This window comes from Sphingomonas sp. (assembly GCA_019635535.1).
GTDB lineage: Bacteria > Pseudomonadota > Alphaproteobacteria > Sphingomonadales > Sphingomonadaceae > Allosphingosinicella.
The window spans coordinates 429,631-448,421 of the sequence record JAHBZH010000001.1; the positions used below are offsets into that span (position 1 = coordinate 429,631).

General features: G+C 66.9%; 23 protein-coding genes and 1 riboswitch. Of the genes, 14 read left to right on the top strand and 9 right to left on the bottom strand.

Going from position 1 to position 18,791, the window contains the following annotated elements; genetic code table 11:
* The 10 genes from KF780_02240 (at position 1) to KF780_02285 (ending at position 7,490) form a co-directional block, all read left to right on the top strand.
* A complete protein-coding gene (locus KF780_02240) occupies positions 1 to 570 on the top strand; it encodes a cob(I)yrinic acid a,c-diamide adenosyltransferase (protein MBX3560608.1) in 570 nt (189 codons plus the stop codon).
* Between the two features lie 57 nt (positions 571 to 627).
* Positions 628 to 1,899 (top strand): ergothioneine biosynthesis protein EgtB, encoded by a 1,272-nt coding sequence (egtB, locus tag KF780_02245; GenBank protein ID MBX3560609.1) that lies wholly within the window; start codon positions 628 to 630, stop codon positions 1,897 to 1,899.
* A 3-nt stretch (positions 1,900 to 1,902) separates the two neighbouring features.
* The gene (gene egtD / locus KF780_02250; GenBank protein MBX3560610.1) at positions 1,903 to 2,868 is read left to right on the top strand and encodes an L-histidine N(alpha)-methyltransferase; all 966 of its coding nucleotides are present in this window, start codon (positions 1,903 to 1,905) and stop codon (positions 2,866 to 2,868) included.
* Between the two features lie 39 nt (positions 2,869 to 2,907).
* Positions 2,908 to 3,327, top strand: a complete 420-nt coding sequence (locus KF780_02255; protein MBX3560611.1) for an addiction module antidote protein — start codon at positions 2,908 to 2,910, stop codon at positions 3,325 to 3,327.
* 446 nt (positions 3,328 to 3,773) lie between these two features.
* Complete coding sequence (locus KF780_02260; protein MBX3560612.1) at positions 3,774 to 4,718, top strand: cation transporter; 945 nt, start codon at positions 3,774 to 3,776, stop codon at positions 4,716 to 4,718.
* A gap of 71 nt (positions 4,719 to 4,789) precedes the next feature.
* Positions 4,790 to 5,326 (top strand): peroxiredoxin, encoded by a 537-nt coding sequence (locus KF780_02265; GenBank protein ID MBX3560613.1) that lies wholly within the window; start codon positions 4,790 to 4,792, stop codon positions 5,324 to 5,326.
* Positions 5,327 to 5,480: 154 nt separating this feature from the next.
* The gene (locus KF780_02270; GenBank protein ID MBX3560614.1) at positions 5,481 to 5,756 is read left to right on the top strand and encodes a hypothetical protein; all 276 of its coding nucleotides are present in this window, start codon (positions 5,481 to 5,483) and stop codon (positions 5,754 to 5,756) included.
* A gap of 98 nt (positions 5,757 to 5,854) precedes the next feature.
* Complete coding sequence (gene ung, locus KF780_02275; protein ID MBX3560615.1) at positions 5,855 to 6,562, top strand: uracil-DNA glycosylase; 708 nt, start codon at positions 5,855 to 5,857, stop codon at positions 6,560 to 6,562.
* Positions 6,563 to 6,652: 90 nt separating this feature from the next.
* A complete protein-coding gene (locus KF780_02280) occupies positions 6,653 to 6,955 on the top strand; it encodes an alkylphosphonate utilization protein (GenBank protein MBX3560616.1) in 303 nt (100 codons plus the stop codon).
* 7 nt (positions 6,956 to 6,962) lie between these two features.
* The gene (locus KF780_02285; GenBank protein ID MBX3560617.1) at positions 6,963 to 7,490 is read left to right on the top strand and encodes a thermonuclease family protein; all 528 of its coding nucleotides are present in this window, start codon (positions 6,963 to 6,965) and stop codon (positions 7,488 to 7,490) included.
* Positions 7,491 to 7,500: 10 nt separating this feature from the next.
* Here the strand turns inward: KF780_02285 and KF780_02290 are convergent, their stop codons facing one another.
* Complete coding sequence (locus KF780_02290) at positions 7,501 to 7,890, bottom strand: hypothetical protein (GenBank protein ID MBX3560618.1); 390 nt, start codon at positions 7,888 to 7,890, stop codon at positions 7,501 to 7,503.
* A 166-nt stretch (positions 7,891 to 8,056) separates the two neighbouring features.
* Between KF780_02290 and KF780_02295 the strand changes: the two genes are divergently transcribed.
* Positions 8,057 to 9,475 (top strand): peptidase S41, encoded by a 1,419-nt coding sequence (locus KF780_02295; GenBank protein ID MBX3560619.1) that lies wholly within the window; start codon positions 8,057 to 8,059, stop codon positions 9,473 to 9,475.
* Here KF780_02295 and KF780_02300 read toward each other — a convergent pair.
* Entirely contained in the window at positions 9,472 to 10,245 is a 774-nt protein-coding gene (locus tag KF780_02300) for a hypothetical protein (GenBank protein ID MBX3560620.1), read from the bottom strand. The two genes, KF780_02295 and KF780_02300, sit on opposite strands and share 4 nt — an antisense overlap.
* Before the next feature lie 92 nt (positions 10,246 to 10,337).
* On the opposite strand from KF780_02300, the gene KF780_02305 reads away from it, so the two are divergent.
* Positions 10,338 to 10,991, top strand: a complete 654-nt coding sequence (locus KF780_02305; protein ID MBX3560621.1) for a peptidylprolyl isomerase — start codon at positions 10,338 to 10,340, stop codon at positions 10,989 to 10,991.
* Here KF780_02305 and KF780_02310 read toward each other — a convergent pair.
* Positions 10,988 to 11,413 carry a VOC family protein gene (locus tag KF780_02310; protein ID MBX3560622.1) on the bottom strand — a complete coding sequence of 142 codons (426 nt, stop codon included), beginning with the start codon at positions 11,411 to 11,413 and terminating at the stop codon, positions 10,988 to 10,990. The two genes, KF780_02305 and KF780_02310, sit on opposite strands and share 4 nt — an antisense overlap.
* Complete coding sequence (locus KF780_02315) at positions 11,404 to 11,784, bottom strand: VOC family protein (GenBank protein ID MBX3560623.1); 381 nt, start codon at positions 11,782 to 11,784, stop codon at positions 11,404 to 11,406. Before KF780_02315 ends, KF780_02310 begins: the two co-directional genes overlap by 10 nt.
* A gap of 200 nt (positions 11,785 to 11,984) precedes the next feature.
* On the opposite strand from KF780_02315, the gene KF780_02320 reads away from it, so the two are divergent.
* Together KF780_02320 and KF780_02325 are read left to right on the top strand one after the other, a co-directional pair.
* Positions 11,985 to 12,905, top strand: coding sequence for a nucleotide-binding protein (locus KF780_02320; GenBank protein MBX3560624.1), 921 nt, complete (start codon positions 11,985 to 11,987; stop codon positions 12,903 to 12,905).
* A 90-nt stretch (positions 12,906 to 12,995) separates the two neighbouring features.
* The gene (locus KF780_02325; protein ID MBX3560625.1) at positions 12,996 to 13,700 is read left to right on the top strand and encodes a hypothetical protein; all 705 of its coding nucleotides are present in this window, start codon (positions 12,996 to 12,998) and stop codon (positions 13,698 to 13,700) included.
* Between the two features lie 21 nt (positions 13,701 to 13,721).
* Here the strand turns inward: KF780_02325 and arr are convergent, their stop codons facing one another.
* The 5 genes from arr to thiC all read right to left on the bottom strand — a co-directional run bounded on the left by arr (position 13,722) and on the right by thiC (position 18,646).
* Positions 13,722 to 14,147, bottom strand: a complete 426-nt coding sequence (gene arr, locus KF780_02330) for an NAD(+)--rifampin ADP-ribosyltransferase (protein MBX3560626.1) — start codon at positions 14,145 to 14,147, stop codon at positions 13,722 to 13,724.
* Positions 14,148 to 14,168: 21 nt separating this feature from the next.
* The gene (locus tag KF780_02335; protein MBX3560627.1) at positions 14,169 to 14,528 is read right to left on the bottom strand and encodes a VOC family protein; all 360 of its coding nucleotides are present in this window, start codon (positions 14,526 to 14,528) and stop codon (positions 14,169 to 14,171) included.
* Between the two features lie 33 nt (positions 14,529 to 14,561).
* The gene (locus KF780_02340) at positions 14,562 to 15,860 is read right to left on the bottom strand and encodes a hypothetical protein (protein ID MBX3560628.1); all 1,299 of its coding nucleotides are present in this window, start codon (positions 15,858 to 15,860) and stop codon (positions 14,562 to 14,564) included.
* Between the two features lie 218 nt (positions 15,861 to 16,078).
* The gene (locus tag KF780_02345) at positions 16,079 to 16,660 is read right to left on the bottom strand and encodes a GNAT family N-acetyltransferase (GenBank protein MBX3560629.1); all 582 of its coding nucleotides are present in this window, start codon (positions 16,658 to 16,660) and stop codon (positions 16,079 to 16,081) included.
* A gap of 27 nt (positions 16,661 to 16,687) precedes the next feature.
* Positions 16,688 to 18,646: a phosphomethylpyrimidine synthase ThiC gene (gene thiC, locus KF780_02350; GenBank protein ID MBX3560630.1), complete on the bottom strand. Its 1,959-nt coding sequence runs from the start codon at positions 18,644 to 18,646 to the stop codon at positions 16,688 to 16,690.
* 30 nt (positions 18,647 to 18,676) lie between these two features.
* A riboswitch (TPP riboswitch) is annotated at positions 18,677 to 18,784 on the bottom strand.
* Positions 18,785 to 18,791 lie beyond the last annotated feature (7 nt).

An 18,791-nucleotide genomic window follows, 5' to 3' on the forward strand; every position in this document is an offset into this window, starting at 1 on the left:
ATGGTCCGGCTGAACAAGATCTACACGCGCACCGGCGATGCCGGCGAGACCGGGCTGGTCGACGGATCGCGCGTTTCCAAGGCGAGCCCGCGCATGATCGCGATCGGCGACGTCGACGAGGCGAACTGCGCGATCGGTGTCGCCATGCTTCATATCGGCGACGAGGCGGCGGCCAAGCTGGCGCGCATCCAGAACGAACTGTTCGATCTCGGCGCCGACCTGGCCACGCCCGGCGAGGATTTCGCCGCCAGCGAGACGGCGCTCCGCATCACCGCCGGGCAGATCGACCGGCTGGAGGCCGAGATCGACCGGATGAACGCGGACCTGGAGCCCTTGCGGAGCTTCATCCTGCCCGGCGGCGAGCAGGCGGCCGGCCTTCATTTCGCCCGCGCCGTGGTGCGCCGGGCCGAGCGGTCCGCGGTCGAGGCGGCGCAGAGCCTTTCGCTCAATCCGCTCGCGCTCACCTATCTCAACCGGTTGTCGGACCATTTGTTCGTGCTGGCGCGTTGGGTGGCGCGTGACGATGGCGGGGATATCCTCTGGAAGCCTGGAGCGACACGCGCGGGCTGACATTTCGTTCTTGTTATGTTTCGTCGCATGCGATAGCCAATCCCCGGGAGGCACATGATGGCGACACAGGCCCGGCCCGACATGGCGAGCGCGCTCGGCGCGCGTTATGCCGAGGTGCGCCGGCTCAGCCTCGACATCGCCGCACCGCTCTCCGACGCCGATGCGACGATCCAGCCCATGCCCGACGCCTCGCCGGCGAAATGGCATCTGGCGCATACGACCTGGTTCTTCGAGACCTTCGTGCTGCGCGACCATGTGCCGGGTTATCATGTGCGGGACGACGGCTGGGCCTATCTCTTCAACTCCTATTACGAGGGCGAAGGCGAGCGGCAGCCGCGCGACCGGCGCGGGATGCTGAGCCGGCCCTCGCTGGACGAAGTACGGGCGTGGCGAGCCGGGGTGGATGCGGCGATGCTGGATGCGCTGGACGGGCTTTCGGAGGCGGCGCGCGACCTGGTCGAACTGGGCCTCCACCACGAGCAGCAGCATCAGGAGCTGATGCTGATGGATCTGAAGGCGACGTTCGCCGAGAATCCGCTGGCGTCCGCGCTCTGGCCCGCCGCGCCGGAAGCGGCGGGCGGCGATCCAGGGCCGATCGGCTGGATCGAGGGCCGGGAGGGGTTGGTCGAGATCGGCCATGGCGGCGGAACTTTCGCCTTCGATTGCGAGGGGCCGCGCCACAAGGTTTTTGTCCATCGTCATGCTCTCGCCGATCGGCTGGTGACGAACGGCGAATGGGCCGAATTCGTCGATGCGGGCGGCTATCGCGATCCCTTGCTCTGGCTGGCCGACGGCTGGGCCTGGGTGAAAGAGCATGGAATCGAGGCGCCGCTTTACTGGCGGCGGGACGAAGGCGGCTGGCGGCGCTTCGGGCTGGACGGGCTGCGCGCCGTCGATGCCGCCGAGCCTGTCTGCCATATCAGCTATTATGAGGCCGAGGCCTTCGCCCGCTGGGCCGGCGCGCGGCTGCCGACCGAGGCGGAATGGGAGTCGGCGGCGGCCGGGCTGGACCCGGACGGGGGCAATCAGCTCGACCGGGCCGGCGCGGTTCGGCCGCTGCCTTCGGGAGACAGTGCTCCGGGCGTCCCCCGCCAGATGTTCGGCGATGTGTGGGAATGGACCGGCAGCGCCTATCTGCCCTATCCGGGCTTCCGCCCCGCGGCGGGCGCCGTGGGCGAATATAACGGCAAGTTCATGTGCGCGCAGATGGTCTTGCGCGGCGGATGCTGCGCCACGCCGCGCGGCCATATGCGGGCGAGCTACCGCAATTTCTATTATCCCCATCAGCGCTGGATGTTCTCGGGGCTGCGGCTGGCGAAGGATCTGTAACGCATGGATGCCGTCACCCGCCGTCCGGTTGCCGATCCGGCCTTTCGCGCCGACGTGCTGGCGGGGCTCGCCGCGCCGATCCCGGCCATCCCGGCACGCTGGCTCTACGACCATCGCGGATCGGAATTGTTCGAGGAGATCACCCGGCTCCCCGAATATTATCCAACGCGGACCGAGACGGCGTTGCTCGAGCGCCACAGCGGCGATTTCGCGCGGCTGATCGCGCCGGACGCCGCCGTGATCGAATTCGGCTCCGGCTCATCCGCCAAGACCCCGATCCTGCTGCGCGCGATCGACCCCGGCGCCTATGTGCCGATCGACATCAGCGGCGATTTCCTGCGCGAATCCGCCGATGCGCTGGGTGCGGACTTTCCCGGCCTGCCCGTCATCCCGGTCGAGGTGGATTTCATGGGGCCGATCGCGCTGCCCGGCGCGGTGCGCGCGATGCCGAAGCTCGGCTTCTTCCCCGGATCGACGATCGGCAATCTGGTGGCGCGCACCGCCGTCGATCTGCTGCGCGCGATGAAGGAGACGCTGGGCGAGGGATCGCGGCTGCTGATCGGCATGGACCGGATCAAGGATGTCGATGTGCTGCGCGCCGCCTATGACGATGCGGCGGGCGTGACGGCCGAGTTCAATCTCAACCTGCTCCACCGGATCAATGCCGAGCTGGAGGGCGACATTCCGGTGGACGCCTTCCGCCACCGCGCGATCTGGAACGACGAATTGAGCCGGATCGAGATGCATCTGGAGGCGCAGCGCGATGTCGCCTTCTCCGTGGCCGGGGAACGCTTCGTCTTCCGGGCGGGTGCGACGATCCACACCGAGAACAGCCACAAATACGGCCATCGGGACAGCCGCCTGTTGCTGCGCGCCGCCGGCTGGGGCGTGGTCGAGGAATGGACCGACGCAGAGCAATGGTTCTCGATCCTGCTCGCCGAAGCGGAGCCGCCGCGCTTCGCGCCCTGACTTCTTGTATTGCTATTGCGAACTATTCTCATTAATTCGATGAGCAGGAGGATGGCCATGCTCGTCGAAACGCTTTCGCGCACCCCGGATCTGAGGAATATGGCGGCGGCGGAGGCGCGCACCGTGATGGCGATGCGGCTGTGGATCGTGATGGGCAAGCTCGGCCATTGCCCGCTGCGCGCCGTCACCGACCGGCTGGGATCGCCGCGCGCCGCCGCACAGCTTCACCTGCTGATGGCCGAGATCGGCGCCGCCTGGCCCGACCCCTTCTGTGCCGCGCCGCCCTGCTGCCCCCGGCTCAGCCATGACGAGGCGCTGGCGCTCGACATGGTCCGCACCGGCGGGCGCGGCGACCGGCCCTGCTTCGACCGCCTGCTCGCCGACATGCTCCCCGCCGACATGCGCGAGCGGCTCTACCGCTCCGCCATGGTGCTGAGCGACGAGCTGGCGCGGGCGTAATGCGGAAAGCGTAAATCAAGCAATTAGGCGGGTCTCTGGTCCGACACGCGATGCGTCCGCACCCGTTTCGCCACACATGATCGTGGCGAACGCCAACCAAAGCGCATCTCGATCCTGCTGGGCTGCGGGGAACGCTATAAGGAGCGATTGAAATACGTCGCCAGTCGTCCGCCAATTGGGGGCATCTCCATAGTCGAGTGCGACATTGAAGTGTCGCTCCACAGCCTGGATGGCGGCCACTTCATCGCCATCTCCGCCAAGCCCAATTGTTTTCAGAGACTCTGCTGACATGGTTTCGAATTAGCCGTTCTTCGAACCCTTCGGCAATTGCGGTCTTCTACCCTTAGGGAACATCAGACCCACGATACCCTCCTGACGCACATGTCCTAGCATCACCCGCCCCGGCTGCGTTACGCAAGGGACGATTCGCGGGCGGAGGGCTGGGATTGGCCGGGCACCATCATCACGATCATGGCGGCCATGCGCACGGCCACGCCCATGCCCATGCGCCGAAGGATTTCGGCCGCGCCTTCGCGATCGGCATCACGCTCAACGTACTGTTCGTCGCCGCCGAGGCGGCCGCCGGGATCGTCTTCAACTCGATGGCGCTGCTGGCCGACGCGGGGCACAATCTGGTCGACGTGGTCGGCCTCGCCATCGCCTGGCTCGGCGCGGGGCTGGCCAAGCGCGCGCCGACGCGGCGCTTCACCTGGGGCTATCGCGGCGCCTCGATCCTCGCCTCGCTGAGCAACGGCGTGCTGCTGCTGATCGCGGTGGGGGCGATCACGGCCGAGGCGCTCGGCCGGTTCCGCGATCCGCCCGACGTGCCGGGCGGCGTGGTGATCCTGGTCGCGGCGATCGGCGTCGTCGTCAATTTCGGCACGGCCCTGCTGTTCGTCAGCGGGCGCAAGAAGGACATCAACATCCAGGGCGCCTATCTCCACATGGCCGCCGACGCGGCGGTGTCCGCCGGCGTGGTCCTGGCCGGCTTCGCGATGATCTGGACCGGGGCGCTGTGGATCGACCCGGCGATCAGCCTGGTCATCGCCGCGATCATCCTGTGGAGCACCTGGGACCTGCTCAAGCAATCGGTGCTGCTCTCGATGGGCGCGGTGCCGCAGGGGATCGAGACCGAGGAGGTCGAGGCCGCGCTGGCCGAGATGCCGGGCGTCACGGCGGTCCACGATCTCCACATCTGGGCGGCGGGCACCAGCGCGACCGTGATGACCGCGCATCTGGTGATCGACGGGCCCTATCCGGGCAACGGCTTCCTGCAGGACGCGCAGCGGACGATGCACGACCGTTTCGGCATCGGCCACGTCACGCTCCAGATCGAGGTGGAAGGCGGCGCGGACTGCGCCGATTGCGGGGCGCCGGCGCACGGCTATTGAGGCCGCTGGCGGGCAAGGCGGTTTGGCCCTATCCTGCGCCGGTCCCGCTTCCCGCAAGGAGTCGCCCAGACATGCGTGCCCTCGCCCCGATCGTCGTCGCCGCGCTCGCGCTGATGCCTGTTGCCGCCCTGCCGGCCTTGCCCGAAGGTGCCCGCGCCCCCGATTTCACCACCACCGGCGCGCTCGCCGGGCGGCCCTTCCGCCTGCATCTCGCCGAGCAGCTCCGCCACGGTCCGGTGGTGCTCTATTTCTATCCGCGCGCCTTCACCGAAGGCTGCACCGCCGAGGCCAATGCCTTTTCCGAAGCCTCGGCCGAATTCAGCCGGCTCGGCGCGCGCGTGATCGGCATGTCGGCAGACGATTACGACACGCTGCGCCGCTTCTCGGTCGAGGCGTGCCGCAACGCCTTCCCGGTCGCGACCGCCAGCGCGGAGACGATCCGCGCCTATGACGTGCTGCTGCGCGAGGGCGCCAATCTCACCAACCGCACCTCCTACGTGATCGCGCCGGACGGGCGGATTCTCCATGTCCACAGCAATATGGACTGGCGCGAGCATGTGACGAGCACGCTGGCCGCCGTGCGCCAGTGGCATGCGCGGCAGCGATAAGGAGCGTTCCGATTCCGTAACGTACGGATTTGTTGGAACCTTTCGCCGAGACGGCGCTTTGTGACCCCGGGATGCTGGATGTCACGCGGCGTTCCCGGGGCGTCGGGCCTATGGCCCTGACGCCCCGCTTTGTGACGCGACGAAAGGGGTTTCGATGAAGATTTTGACCCAGGGGGCGATCGCGGCGGGCCTGCTCACGCTGACCGCGTGCGGCACCAACACCCCCGCCGAGAACGCGGCCGAAAATATCGAGGCTGTGGCCGACAACCAGGCCGACTATCTCGACAGCCTCGCCGACAACACCGCCGATCCGACGCTCGAGCAGAGCCTCGAGAACCAGGCGGACGCGGTGCGCGAAGCCGGCGAGAACCGCGCGGACGCGGTCGAATCCGGCGCACTTCCGCCGCCGCCCGACACGAACGGCATGTAAGCCGCGGGGCGCCCGCCGTTCGGGCGCCCCTTTTTCCCAGACCCAAGCGCCGGTATGACGGGGGCGATGACTCTTCTCCGCTGCGCCGGCGCGCCGCCATGAGCGGCGACATCAAGCTCCACCAGAGCTGGCTGGCCCCGCTCGCGGTCGAATTCGCCCAGCCCTACATGCGCGTGCTGAAGGATTTCCTGCTGGCCGAGAAGGCCGCCGGACAGCGCATCTTCCCCAAAGGGGGCGAATGGTTCCGCGCGCTCGATCTGACCCCGCTCGGCCAGGTGCGCGTCGTCATCTTGGGCCAGGACCCCTATCACGGGCCGGGCCAGGCGCACGGGCTGTGCTTCAGCGTGAAGCCGGGCGTCGCGATCCCGCCCAGCCTCGTCAACATCTACAAGGAATTGCGCGACGATCTCGGCTTCGCACCGGCGGCGCACGGCTTTCTGGAACATTGGGCGAAACAGGGTGTGCTGCTGCTCAACAGCGTGCTGACCGTCCGCATGGGCCAGGCGGCATCGCACCGCGACCAGGGCTGGGAGCGCTTCACCGACGCCGCGATCGCGCAGGTGAACCGGCAGGCCGATCCGGTCGTCTTCCTCCTCTGGGGCGCTTATGCACAGCGCAAGGCGGCGCTGGTCGACAGCATCGAGACGGGCGGACGGCACCTGGTGCTGAAGGCGCCGCACCCGTCGCCGCTCTCCGCGCATAACGGCTTTTTCGGCTGCCGCCACTTCTCCAAGGCGAACGTCTTTCTCGAAAGCCGGGGACTGGAGCCGATCGACTGGCAATTGCCGGCCGATCCCGAACGCTGATCGACCCGCCCGCCGCGACGAATTTGACGTTGCGCGGCGCAACGCTAACAGGGCCGCCAGGGCATGAAGGACCCCTTTTCGGAGAGCAGGATGAGCGACGACGAATATGTCTATGACGAGGCGCGCGGCGAATGGCTGCCGGCCGCCGAACTGAAGGCGCAGCGGGTCGAGGCGGACGCCGTGGAGGTCCGCGACGCCGTAGGCAACTTGCTCGCGGACGGCGATCAGGTGACGCTGGTCAAGGATCTCGAAGTGAAAGGCGCCGGGCAGACGCTGAAGCGCGGCACATTGATCAAGTCGATCCGGCTGACCGGCGACCCGCAGGAGATCGACTGCCGCTACGAAGGCATCAAGGGCCTCGTGCTGCGCGCCGAATTCGTGAAGAAGCGCTGAAGCAGGCATGACCGGAACGCGACGGGGACGCTGGTGGGCGATTCCGGTTCTGATCGCCGCCGCCTGGCTCTACTGGACCGACGGCCATCTGCTGCCGCCCAGGACCATCCGCACCGATGCGGGTGACCGCGTCGAGGTGATCGACGGCGACAGCCTGCGCATCGCCGGTCGGGTCGTGCGGCTGCAGGCGTATGACGCGCCCGAATATCGGCAGGAATGTGCGGACGCGCGGGGACGGCCCTGGGCCTGCGGGCAGGCCGCCCGCGAGCGCCTGATCGTCTTGGCCGACGCCGGCGGTCTTGCCTGCGCCGATCTCGGCCGCGACCGCTATGGCCGGACGATCGCCCGCTGCCGGACCCGGGACGGCGATATCGGCGCCGCCATGGTCCGCGAAGGCATGGGGCGAAGGCTGCGCGGCGCCCGGGACGACCGTTACGCGAACGAGGAGGTCGCCGCACGTCGGGCCGGGCGCGGCATGTGGCGAGGCACCCACGAGCATCCCGCCGACTGGCGCGACGCGCAGCACCGGTCCTGACACCGATAGGCTAGCGGCCGCGGCGCGGATCCTGCAGGCGCCGGGTGAGATGTCCGGCGAGGGCTCCGGGCAGCGCGGCGACGGCGCCGGCGACGGTCGCGACGGCGATCTCCACCAGCCAGAGATCATGCGATGCCGGATCGCCCGCCCGTTCCACGACCACCCGCGCCACGACCGCCAGCGGCAGGCAGGACGCCATCATCGCCCAGGCCAGCAGCGGCTGCGCGAGCCCGCCCACGACCAGCATCATCGCCATGGCCGAAAGACCGGCGAGGCCGGCGATCATCAACGGATCGATCAGGCCGCCGCTATTGTAGGGAGCGATCCAGTTCGGCAGGCCCGCCAAGCATAGGCCGGCGGCGAAGGCGAACACAAGCCAGGGCACGCGATTTCGAAACATGGCGATGCGATCATCCATCCGGACGATTAAGAATGTGCCACGACTTATGGTTTAGAGCGGGCCATTGGCGCCTTGCCCTTCCGGATTGCGCGCGACATGCGTTTTGAGCCTGACACCGCCGCGCTCGCCAGTTAAGCTGTCGAACAGCGCGATTGGGGAGTTCGCCATGAAGCCTGTGCGTATGGGATTGTTGCTGTGCCTGGCGGCGCTGGTGGCGGCCTGCGGCGGCGGTGGCGGCTCGTCTTCGAACAATTCCGGCGGATCGAATCCGCCGCCGATCTCGACCTGCTCGCTGCGCGACCGTCAGAACTGGGCGGCGGCACAGATCCGCGAATGGTATTTCTTCCCGGAGACGCTGCCCGCCAGCCTCGATCCGGCGCCCTATCCCTCGGTCGACGCCTATATCGACGCGCTGACCGCCAGCGCCCGCGCGCAGGGGCGCGATCGCTTCTTCACCTACATCACCTCGATCGCCGAGGAGAATGCGTTCATCAATTCGGGCCAGAGCGCCGGCTTCGGCATCCGTCTCGCCATCGCGTCCGGCACGCGGCTGTTCGTCGCCGAGGCCTTCGAAGGCGCGCCGGGGCTGGCCGCCGGCATCGACCGGGGCACCGAAATCCTCGCGATCGGCACGAGCAGCGCGAACCTGCGCACCGTTTCGTCGATCCTCGCCTCCGAAGGCAGCGGCGGCATCACCAACGCGCTCGGGCCCAACACCGCCGGAACGACCCGCGTGCTGCGGATCACCGACGCCGGCGGCACCCGCGAGGTGACCGTCGCCAAGGCCGATTTCGAGCTGCTGCCCGTGTCCACCCGCTATGGCGCGCAGATCATCAACGACGGCGGCCGGCAGGTCGGCTATGTCAACCTGCGCACCTTCATCGGCACCGCCGATCCGGCGCTGCGCAACGCCTTCGCCCAGTTCCGCGCGGCGGGAATCACCGAGATCATCGTCGATTTCCGCTACAATGGCGGCGGGCTGGTGCGGATCGCCGATCTGATGGGCGATCTGCTTGGCGGCAACCGCACGGCATCGGACGTTTTCTCCTATACCGTCTTCCGGCCGGAAAAGTCCTCGCTCGACGAGACGCGGCGCTTCCAGGTTCAGCCGCAATCGGTCTCGCCGACCCGGATCGCCTTCATCGGCACGGGCGGCACGGCGTCGGCCAGCGAACTCGTGATCAACGCCTTCATTCCCTATCTGGGGAGCAGCACCGCGCTGGTCGGCACCAACACGTTCGGCAAGCCCGTCGGCCAGGTCGCGATCGACCGCGCCGCCTGCGACGACCGGCTGCGCGTGGTGGCCTTCGCCACCCAGAACGCGGCGCGCCAGGGCGCTTATTATAACGGCCTCGCCGGCGTCATGCCCGCGACCTGTCAGGCCGGCGACGATATCAGCCGGCCGCTCGGCGATCCGCAGGAGGCGTCGGTCGCCCGCGCGCTCGATTTCCTCGCCGGACGGAGCTGCAACCCGATCACCTCCGGTATCGCGGCGCAGACGCTGCGCGCGCCGGACGAGCGGCGCGAGCTGCTGACCCCGGAACGGCCGAGCGCGGCGCAACGCGACGTCCCGGGCCTGTTCTAAGCGCCGAAGTCGAAGCCGAGCTGGCCGGGTTTCTGTGCCGCCGGCGCCCTGCGGCAGAGATTGTGCAGCTCGACCATGTCGAGATGGTCCTTGCCGGCATCGAGCAACAGCAGGCCGAGCTCGTCTTGCGCATCCTTGCCGACGCGGGCGTGCAGCGCGAGCGGCGCTTCGGGCGACAATCTGGCCAGGCGCGCGCTGCAGGCGGCGAGATCGCTCTCCACGATCCGGCGCATGACGAGCAGGCTGCGCCGCCCGTCCGTCACCCGGCCCAGATAGAGATCGCTGCTCTCCTCATAATCGATCCGCCCCGTCGCCGCGTCGGCAAGCAGGAAGGCGACGCGCACCATCCGCCCCCGCCCCGCATCCGGCAGCAGGATCATCGGCCGGCGCGCGGGATCGCCCGGCGGACGCGGACCGTGACGCAGATACTCCGTCGGGAAGGAGAGGCTGATCGCATGCCAAGGCGCGGCCTCCGGCGCGGGCAGCCAGCGGGTCGCGCGCGGGCCGGCGCCGACGAGGCGGCAACCGATCACCGCATCGCCGCCGTCCAAGGCATAAGCGAAGGCCAGGCCCCGGCGGCGCAGCACCAGCTTGATGCAGCCGAACCCGCCCGCGCCGGCGATGCGGAACACGCCGTGCCGGTCGGCGCGCACCGTCCAGGCGCCTGACACCAGCCGTTGCGCCCGATCGGCGACCGCGAAGCGCAGCGCCGGCACCGACACTTCCGCCCCGCGCGACGCGATCCATGCATAGGCGCCCGGCCCGCTCATCCCGACCCCCTTCCCGAACGCATCCTAGCGCCGGAGCCAAGCGGGTCCAGCACGGGCTGGACGCCGGACGCCACGCGTCTAGTCTGGCCGGCATGACCCGCTTGCTCGCCAGCCTCGCCGCCCTGCTCGCACTTGCCGGATGCGGCGGCCCGGAACCGGCGATCGCGCCTGTCAACGAGGCCGAACCGGTCAACGCCGCCGGCGTGGCCGAGCCGGTGCCGGAGCGGGCGCGGGTGCGGCTGGAGACGACGGCGGGCGCGATCGTGGTGGAGCTGGACGGCGCCCGGGCGCCGGTCACCACCGCCAATTTCCTGCGCTATGCCGAGGAGGGGCGGTTCGACGGCACCAGCTTCTACCGCGCCGCACCGACGCAGGGCGCGCGCGAACGCGGCTTCGTCCAGGGCGGCATCCGCCGCTCCTATCGCCGGATGCTGCCGCCGATCGCACACGAGCCGACCGACGAGACGGGCCTGCGTCACGAGGCCGGCACGATCTCCATGGCGCGCAGCGCGCCCGGCATGGCGATGGGCGAATTCTTCATCACCACCGCGCGGATGGAGAGCATGGACGCGCGCGGCGGCGAGCCCGGCTATGCCGCCTTCGGCCGGGTCGTGGAGGGCATGGACACGGTCCGCGCCATCCTCGCCATGCCGACCGATCCGCAAGCCGGCAGCGGCGCGATGCGCGGCCAGCTGCTCGCCGAGCCGGTGACCATCGTCACCGCGCGGCGCGTGGCGGACGACTAGGTAACCGGCTCGATCAGATCCCACAGATTGCCGTACAGATCTTCGAACACCGCGACCTTGCCATAAGGCTGGCGCGCCGGCGGGCGGACGAAGCGGACCCCCTTGGCCGTCATCGCCGCATGATCGCGATCAAAATCGTCGGTGTGGAGGAAGAGGAAGACGCGGCCGCCCGTCTGGTTGCCGATGGCGGCGGCCTGCTCGGGCGTCGTGGCGCGGGCGAGGAGGAGAGTCGCCGAGCCCGCAGGCGCACCGGGCGGGGCGATGACGACCCAGCGCTTGTCCTGCTCCGGCTGATACCTGTCCTCGACCAAAGTGAAGCCGAGCGTGCCGACATACCAGGCGATCGCCTCGTCATAATCGCGCACGACGAGGCTGAGCTGGACGATGGACTGACGCATGGAATTTTCTTCCGTCACCCGCATTGCGTCAGGCTGAGGCCGTTGCCGTCGGGATCGCTGAAAAAGGCGACCTTCGCGGCACCGTCCGGCGAGGTCCAGATGCCGCGCGCATCCTGCCCCATGCCTTCGTAGATGGTCATCGCGACGCCCCTGGCGGCGAGCGCGTCGACGACGGCCGCGATGTCCGCCACCTCCCAGCCCAGCACGGGGTGGGGCGAGGCGGCGTGGCCCGGCACCTCGGTGAGGCGCAAGGTCACGCCGGCGAGATCGAACAAGGCGGCGAAACCGTCATCGCCCGTGCGCTTCAGGCCGAGCGTGTCGGCGTAGAAGGGTTCGGCGACCGCGCGGCTGGCGGTGTTGACCAGGGCGACGGGACGGGCGGTGGCAAGCGGCATGGCGAGTCTCCTTCATGGACGGCGATGCGGCGATCATGCCGCAGCCGGCGGCGCGAAACCATCGCCCGGACGGGTGATTTTCCCCAGGCAGACATGCGCGCGCTACCGGGTGTCGCGGGCGAGACCGAAGCCCGGTTGGGTGATACAAGCGAGTCGCGACGTCCGCCGAATGGATGCGGACGGGCTTTCGGGAGGGACCGATGGACAGACCTCGACTCTTTCTGGGTTCGTCCGGCAAGCAGGAGAAGCTGCTCCAGGCGTTGACCCGCGGGCTTGGCGACATCGCCCGGGTCGAGCCCTGGACGACCAGCTTCAATCCCGGAACATCGACGCTGGAGCGCCTGATCGAGCTCACCCGCGAAGTCGATTTCGCGGCGTTCGTCTTCGCCCAGGACGACTGGACGACGATCCAGGCGACCTCTTCCAAGCCGGAAGCCGGTCAGGCATCGCCGCGCGACAATGTGGTGTTCGAGGCCGGCCTGTTCGGCGGCGTGCTGGGTATGCGCCGCACCTTCATCCTCCATGCAAGCGGGGCGAAGCTGCCGACCGACCTGCTCGGCCTCACCTGCGTGCGCTATCCCGGCGAGATGACGGCGGCCGAGATGCGGACCGTCAACCAGAAGCTGCGCAAGGCGATTGAGAATGAGGGGCGCCTGACGCGCATCGAGGGTTGCTGGTGGCAATTCTCGCTCACCGAGCGCACCGCCAAGGAGCCGTCGGCGCTGAGCCTCCTGACAGTTTCGCGCGACCGGACCGGCGCGCTCGAACTAAAGGGCAGCTCCTGGCGCGAGGACGGCATGCTTTCGGCCCGTTACTGGAGCGAGGCGGCGAAGGAGAGGGAGGCCGGCCTCTTCTATTACTGGAGAGGCGAACGGCCGCTCGACCCGGACGCGCCGGAGTTGCACGGCACCGGCGAGATCCGGCTGGAATCGGACGACCGCGCCGCCGGCTATTTCACCACCCGGTCGGATTCCGATCCGGCGCTCAAGGCACGGACGGCCGGCATCTTCTGGCGCGCCAATGCCGACGATGTCGGGATCATGGAAGGCCGCGACGACAAGCGGCGCGCGGCGCTGATCGCGGAACGGCTGGGCGACTGGAAGGCGGTCAGGAACGCCTGATCCGCCGCCGGGCGCGGGCGCGGGCGGCAACGCGATCTTCACCGGCCAAGGTTATGCCGCGCCGACCATGAGGCGAGCGGGAGCGGGGCGATGGGCGAGATGGCGATTCAGGACCGGAACGCGCGCTATCGCGGGAATATCGACTGGAAGGCCGTGCGCGATTGCTGGGCGACGCGCGCGGCGGACATTCCCGAGGACGCGACGATGGCCGGGCTCGGCCGCGAAAAGGCCTCGCATCGCGGCATCGGCGCGCGGCGCGGACTCACCCGGCTGCTGACCGCCGGGGTCAACCAGGATTTTCTCGACGAGATTTGCGCGCTCGAGCGCCTCGAATATCTCTGGCTCGGCTGGCCGGTGACGGCGCACGATCTGTCCGGCCTCGCGCGGCTGCAGCGGCTGCGCTTCCTCAAGATCGACAGCCCGCGCAACGTGACCGACTTCGGCGCGCTCGCCGACTGCCCGGCGCTCGCCAGCCTGTTCGTCGAGAACGCCAAGCATATGCCCGGCCTCGACTGGCTCGCGCCGCTCGGGCCGCGCCTCGCCGTGCTGGGGATCGAGGGCAGCATGTGGACGATGCAGAAGGTGGAAAGCCTCGCTCCGCTCGCCGGCTTCGCGATGGAGGCGCTGTTCCTCACCTCGGTCCAGCTCAGGAACAAGGACCTGACGCCGCTCGCCCGCTGCCCCAACCTCGCCTGGCTCTCCTGCGCCCGCTTCGCGCCGAAGCCGCGCTTCGAGGAGCTGAAGGCGCTGCGGCCGGACATCGAATGCAGCTGGTTCGACCGCTACGAGATTTGAGGGCGGCGGTTGCCCGCGGGATCAATCGATGATCTCGGCACCCCCCTCGGCCGCCATCCGCGCCAGGGCGTCCTTCATCTCCTTCAGCCGTTCCGGCGAATGGCCTTCCCACTCGGCGACCTCGCCGACGATCCGCAAGGGCGCGCGGGAACGGTAGGAACTGGTCGGATTGCCGGGAAATTTCTTGTCGGTGAGATTGGGATCGTCCTCGAACTCGGCCGTAGGCTCGACGATGTAGATGCGCTCCCGCGCGTTCTCGTTTCCTTTTGGGCCCCTGGCCAGCTCGCAGCCCCAGATCGCCGATTCGAGCGCGCCGGAGAAATAGATCCAGGAGAGCTTGCGGTCGGCATAGTTGGAGGCGAAGCCGGGCGCGAGCAGGTCGCCGACGGACAAGTCGGCGCGGGTGCCGTGGTAGAAGGGCGGGGCGGCATCGCTGGCGTAGGTCATGGCGATGCCAATAGCGGCGGCTCAGGCCGGCGGGAAGGCGCGCGCGGGCGGTGAGGCCAGGGTGACGAGATTGCCGTCGGGATCGCGGACCTGCGCCAGCGTCGAATAATCGCCGGGAATGTCGTCGCCGAGCGCCAGCCCCAAGCCCGCCAGCCGGCGGCGCTCGGCCGCGAGATCGGCGACATAGAGGAAGATCGTGCCACGCCCGGCGATCTCCGTGCTGGTCGAGACCATGAGGCCGCCCGCGTCGGACAGCTCCCAGTTTAGAAGAGTCGGCATCGGCCGGGTATCCGGCCCGCAGCCGAGCAGCTTCGTATACCAGCCCTCGGCCGCCGCGAGGTCGGCGACGAGCAGGGAGGGGTAGGTTTTCTGAAGGTTCATTCTGGGTCTTCGGAGTGGGCCCAGGAAGAGAGGTTAGGCTGCGAGAACTTCACTCAACGGAATACCATAGCTTGCTTTGCCCAAGAGGCTCGAAAAATCTTGGTGCCGGAGCGATAAGTCGATGTCTTCCCAGACTCTCAAGAAAATCAGCTCAACTATACGCTGAGCTGAGTTTGAATCTATGTCAAACGCGCCCCTGCTGCCCGTGTGGACAAGTGCTGATCTAACTCCATAGAGTTTCCTGATATCAGTAGATATATATTGCCTATTCTTATTATCATCTGACAGCAACACCGCAGCATTACGAGAAATTGTTTGAATAACTGGAGATGTTTTATCGGAGTCAGAAAGCAGAGACTCGATTGCTGTGAAAAAATATAGCAATCTATCTGATCGATCTACGCTCCTGCGACCTCTCGTCATCCACCCACATCCTTGATAGAAGCGCTCGGCAACAGATTTAGGTTTTGCCTCAAACACCTTGTCTATTTTTTTCTTAATATCGTGATTTTCAAGGGTGTCGGCGGCTTCCTTCGTTAGACGATAGTCATTCGGTGCGGTCATTCCGCCAAGCTGCGCTTCGCCGTCTTGTTTTAACGTGAAACTGTGGTCTCGCCCATCATGGGGCAAAAATGGATGAGCCTCAACCTTGCCCAAAGCGGGTGCCAATGGGCCAAGATGCTCGTACTTGACAGCCATTCTAAGCAAACTGAGGGCTACGTCAGTCAGCCAGAGGCCCTCCTCCTCACGAATGGGGTCTGCCGCAGCCAAATTGATGGCCCACATCGTAGGAGGAAGCGATGTAACTATGTCTGCTTCTTCAGAGGTTAAAATGATTGATAGAGACCAGTCCTGCCCCACTACAAATTTGAATTGCTTGTTTATTTTTCGAAATTCTTCGAGACGCGCCTCGGCTCGATCAATGGCGACTCGGCCAATTACAATCCGATCCACTCCGGTGGGTAGGCGTACTAATGGGCAAGGTCGGAAAAACTCACTAACTGATGCAGACTTTGCTTCGATTAGCTCAAGTGCGTCATTCAGAAAGTCTATTTGATCAAGTTGAGCATGATTCTTAATTGATATGATAAAATCCCAAAGAGCTTTATCCAAAACCTTTGCATGACCCTTTAACGGACCAAGTTTGTTTATAGCTTTTCTCACGAACAAATGCTGAGCCTGAAGAGCTTCGTCAGAGATTTCAAACGCTACGCCATTGTGAAGACGAAAACGTTCAAACTGCATGGCTCCAACGTCAGGCTCTGAGCACTTCAATGCTTCAATAGCAAAATGCTTCAGAGACTGACGAAGCTCTGGGGTCTTTAGCGACATGTCTTGCTCCGTCTCCTCCTCTGCGATAGAATTGTCGGCACTCTTTCTGCTTTGCGGCAAACTCTCTTACTTTTTAAGTGATTTTCATCGAGCAGAAACTGGCGGTCTTGGCGCCCTCCACGGGAAGGGCCAAATCGAGATATTGCTCGACGGTGTCGGGGTCGAGCGACAGGTTGAACTGGTAGCGCCAGCGGAACTCGAAGCGGGCGACGGGCGCTTCACCCCCTCCCCCGCCTAACCATCGGGGTCTGGAGCGGCGACGTCTCGGTCCTGATCTCGCCGATCTTCTCGAAGCCGAAGCGTTCGTAGAGCGGGATGTTGCGCGGGTTGGAGCTTTCCAGATAGGCGGGGCGGCCGTCGGCGTCGATGCGGGCGATCGCCGCCTCCATCAGGGCGGTGCCGAGGCCCTCGCCCTGGCGGGCGGGATCGGCGGCGATCAGGGGCAGATACCAGTGCGGCTCCTTGGGGTGGAACGCCGCCATCCTGGCGAAGAGCGCGGCCATCTCGGCCTTGCGGTGTTCCGGCGTCTGTTCGTCCAGGATCGCGGCCATGCGTTCGCCGTCCGCCTTCACGCCGGGAGGCAGCCAGGTGGCGACCGCCGCGCCGTCGTCGGCCACGAAGGCGGTGCCGTGATCGAAGGCCGCGCCGCCGAAGGCATCGAAGAACTCGTCGCGCCGGTCGAGATAGAGTGCCGGGTCCGGCGAGGCCCAGCGCGCCATCGGATCGGCGGCAAAGCCGAGCACGATGGTTTGCAGCAGCCGCGCCTTGTCTTCCGGCCTGCCGATGGTGATCTTCGCCATGCCCGCCTGCCTCCGTACCGTGAACGCTCAGTCGTGCTCCCGCCCGCCGGCGCCCATATACAGTTCGCTGCCGGTTTCCTTGAAGACCTTGCTCATCTCGGCCATGCCGGCTTCCGCTTCGGCCAGGGCTTCGGGGGAGGGGTTCGCGTCCGCCGTGCCGGCCCCTCCACCATTCGGCTGCGCCGAATGGTCCCCCTCCCCGTTCCGGGGAGGAATTTCGGTGGCGGCGAGGAATGAGTCGGCGCTCTGATTCTGTCGCGCCGCAAACTCCCTGACCTCCTGCGAAATCTTCATCGAGCAGAATTTGGGGCCGCACATGCTGCAGAAATGGGCGGTCTTGGCGCCTTCGGCGGGGAGCGTCTGGTCGTGGTATTGCTCCGCCGTGTCGGGGTCGAGGCTCAGGTTGAACTGGTCGCGCCAGCGGAATTCGAAGCGCGCTTTCGACAGCGCGTCGTCGCGGAGCTTGGCGGCGGGGTGGCCCTTGGCGAGATCGGCGGCGTGGGCGGCGAGCTTGTAGGTGACGACGCCGACCTTCACATCGTCGCGGTCGGGCAGGCCGAGATGCTCCTTGGGCGTGACGTAGCAGAGCATCGCCGTACCGTACCAGCCGATCATCGCGGCACCGATGCCGCTGGTGATATGATCGTAACCCGGCGCGATGTCGGTGGTGAGCGGCCCCAATGTGTAGAAGGGCGCCTCGCCGCACGCTTCCAGCTGCTTGTCCATATTCTCCTTGATCTTGTGCATGGGCACGTGGCCCGGCCCCTCGATCATCACCTGCACGTCCTGATCCCAGGCGCGCTTCGTCAGCTCGCCCAGCGTGTAGAGCTCGGCGAACTGCGCCTCGTCATTGGCGTCGGCGATGCTGCCGGGGCGCAGGCCGTCGCCCAGGGAATAGGCGATGTCATAGGCCTTCATGATCTCGGTGATCTCGTCGAAGCGTTCGTAGAGGAAGCTCTCCCTGTGATGGGCGAGGCACCATTTCGCCATGATCGAGCCGCCGCGGCTGACGATGCCGGTGACGCGCTTTGCCGCGAGCGGGACGTAGGGCAGGCGCACGCCCGCGTGGATGGTGAAATAGTCGACGCCCTGTTCGGCCTGCTCGATGAGCGTGTCGCGGAAGATTTCCCAGGTCAGCTCCTCGGCGATGCCGCCGACCTTCTCCAGCGCCTGATAGATGGGGACGGTGCCGATCGGGACGGGCGCGTTGCGGAGGATCCATTCGCGCGTGTCGTGGATGTTGCGCCCCGTGGACAGGTCCATGACGGTGTCGGCGCCCCAGCGGATCGCCCAGACCATCTTGTCGACCTCGGACGCGACATCGGAGGCGACGGCGCTATTGCCGATATTGGCGTTGATCTTCACCAGGAAATTGCGGCCGATCGCCATCGGCTCGGATTCCGGATGATTGATATTGCTGGGGATGATGGCGCGGCCCCGGGCGACCTCGTCGCGGACGAATTCGGGGGTGACGTAATCGGGGATGGACGCGCCGAAATCCTCGCCGTCGCGGATGTGGCCGCGCACCTGCGCGCGGCCCAGATTCTCGCGGATCGCGACATATTCCATTTCGGGCGTGACGATGCCGCGCCGGGCATAGTGCATCTGGGAGACGTTCGCGCCCGGCCTGGCGCGGAGCACCTTGCGGCGGACATTGGGAAAAGGAGCGACGCCGCCGGAGCGGTCCGGGCCGAGCTGGCCATTGTCCTCGGGGCGGACCTCGCGCTGGGTCACCTCCTCGACATCGCCGCGGCCGCGAATCCAGTCGCGGCGCAGCTCGGGAAGGCCCGCCATGATGTCGATGCGGGCGTCCGGGTCGGTATAGGGGCCGGACGTGTCGTAGACGCGCAGGGGCGGCTCGCCGGAGGACGGCTCCAGGTCGATCTCGCGCATCGCGACGCCGAGTGGGCCGACATGGATCTTGCGGCTGCCGCGAATGGGGCCGGTGGTGACCTTGAGTTCGGTGCGGGCGGGGACGTCAGCCATCGTCATCTCTCCTTTTTGGGGAGGAGAACGGGCGGGCCGCCTCTCCCTCCCTACGCCGGTGTCAGCCGGATCAGGTTCGGCGGGTCAGGGCTTCAGCCCAATCTCAACCGCTCAGGCGCGGTCCCCCGGGGAATGGGGCCACCCT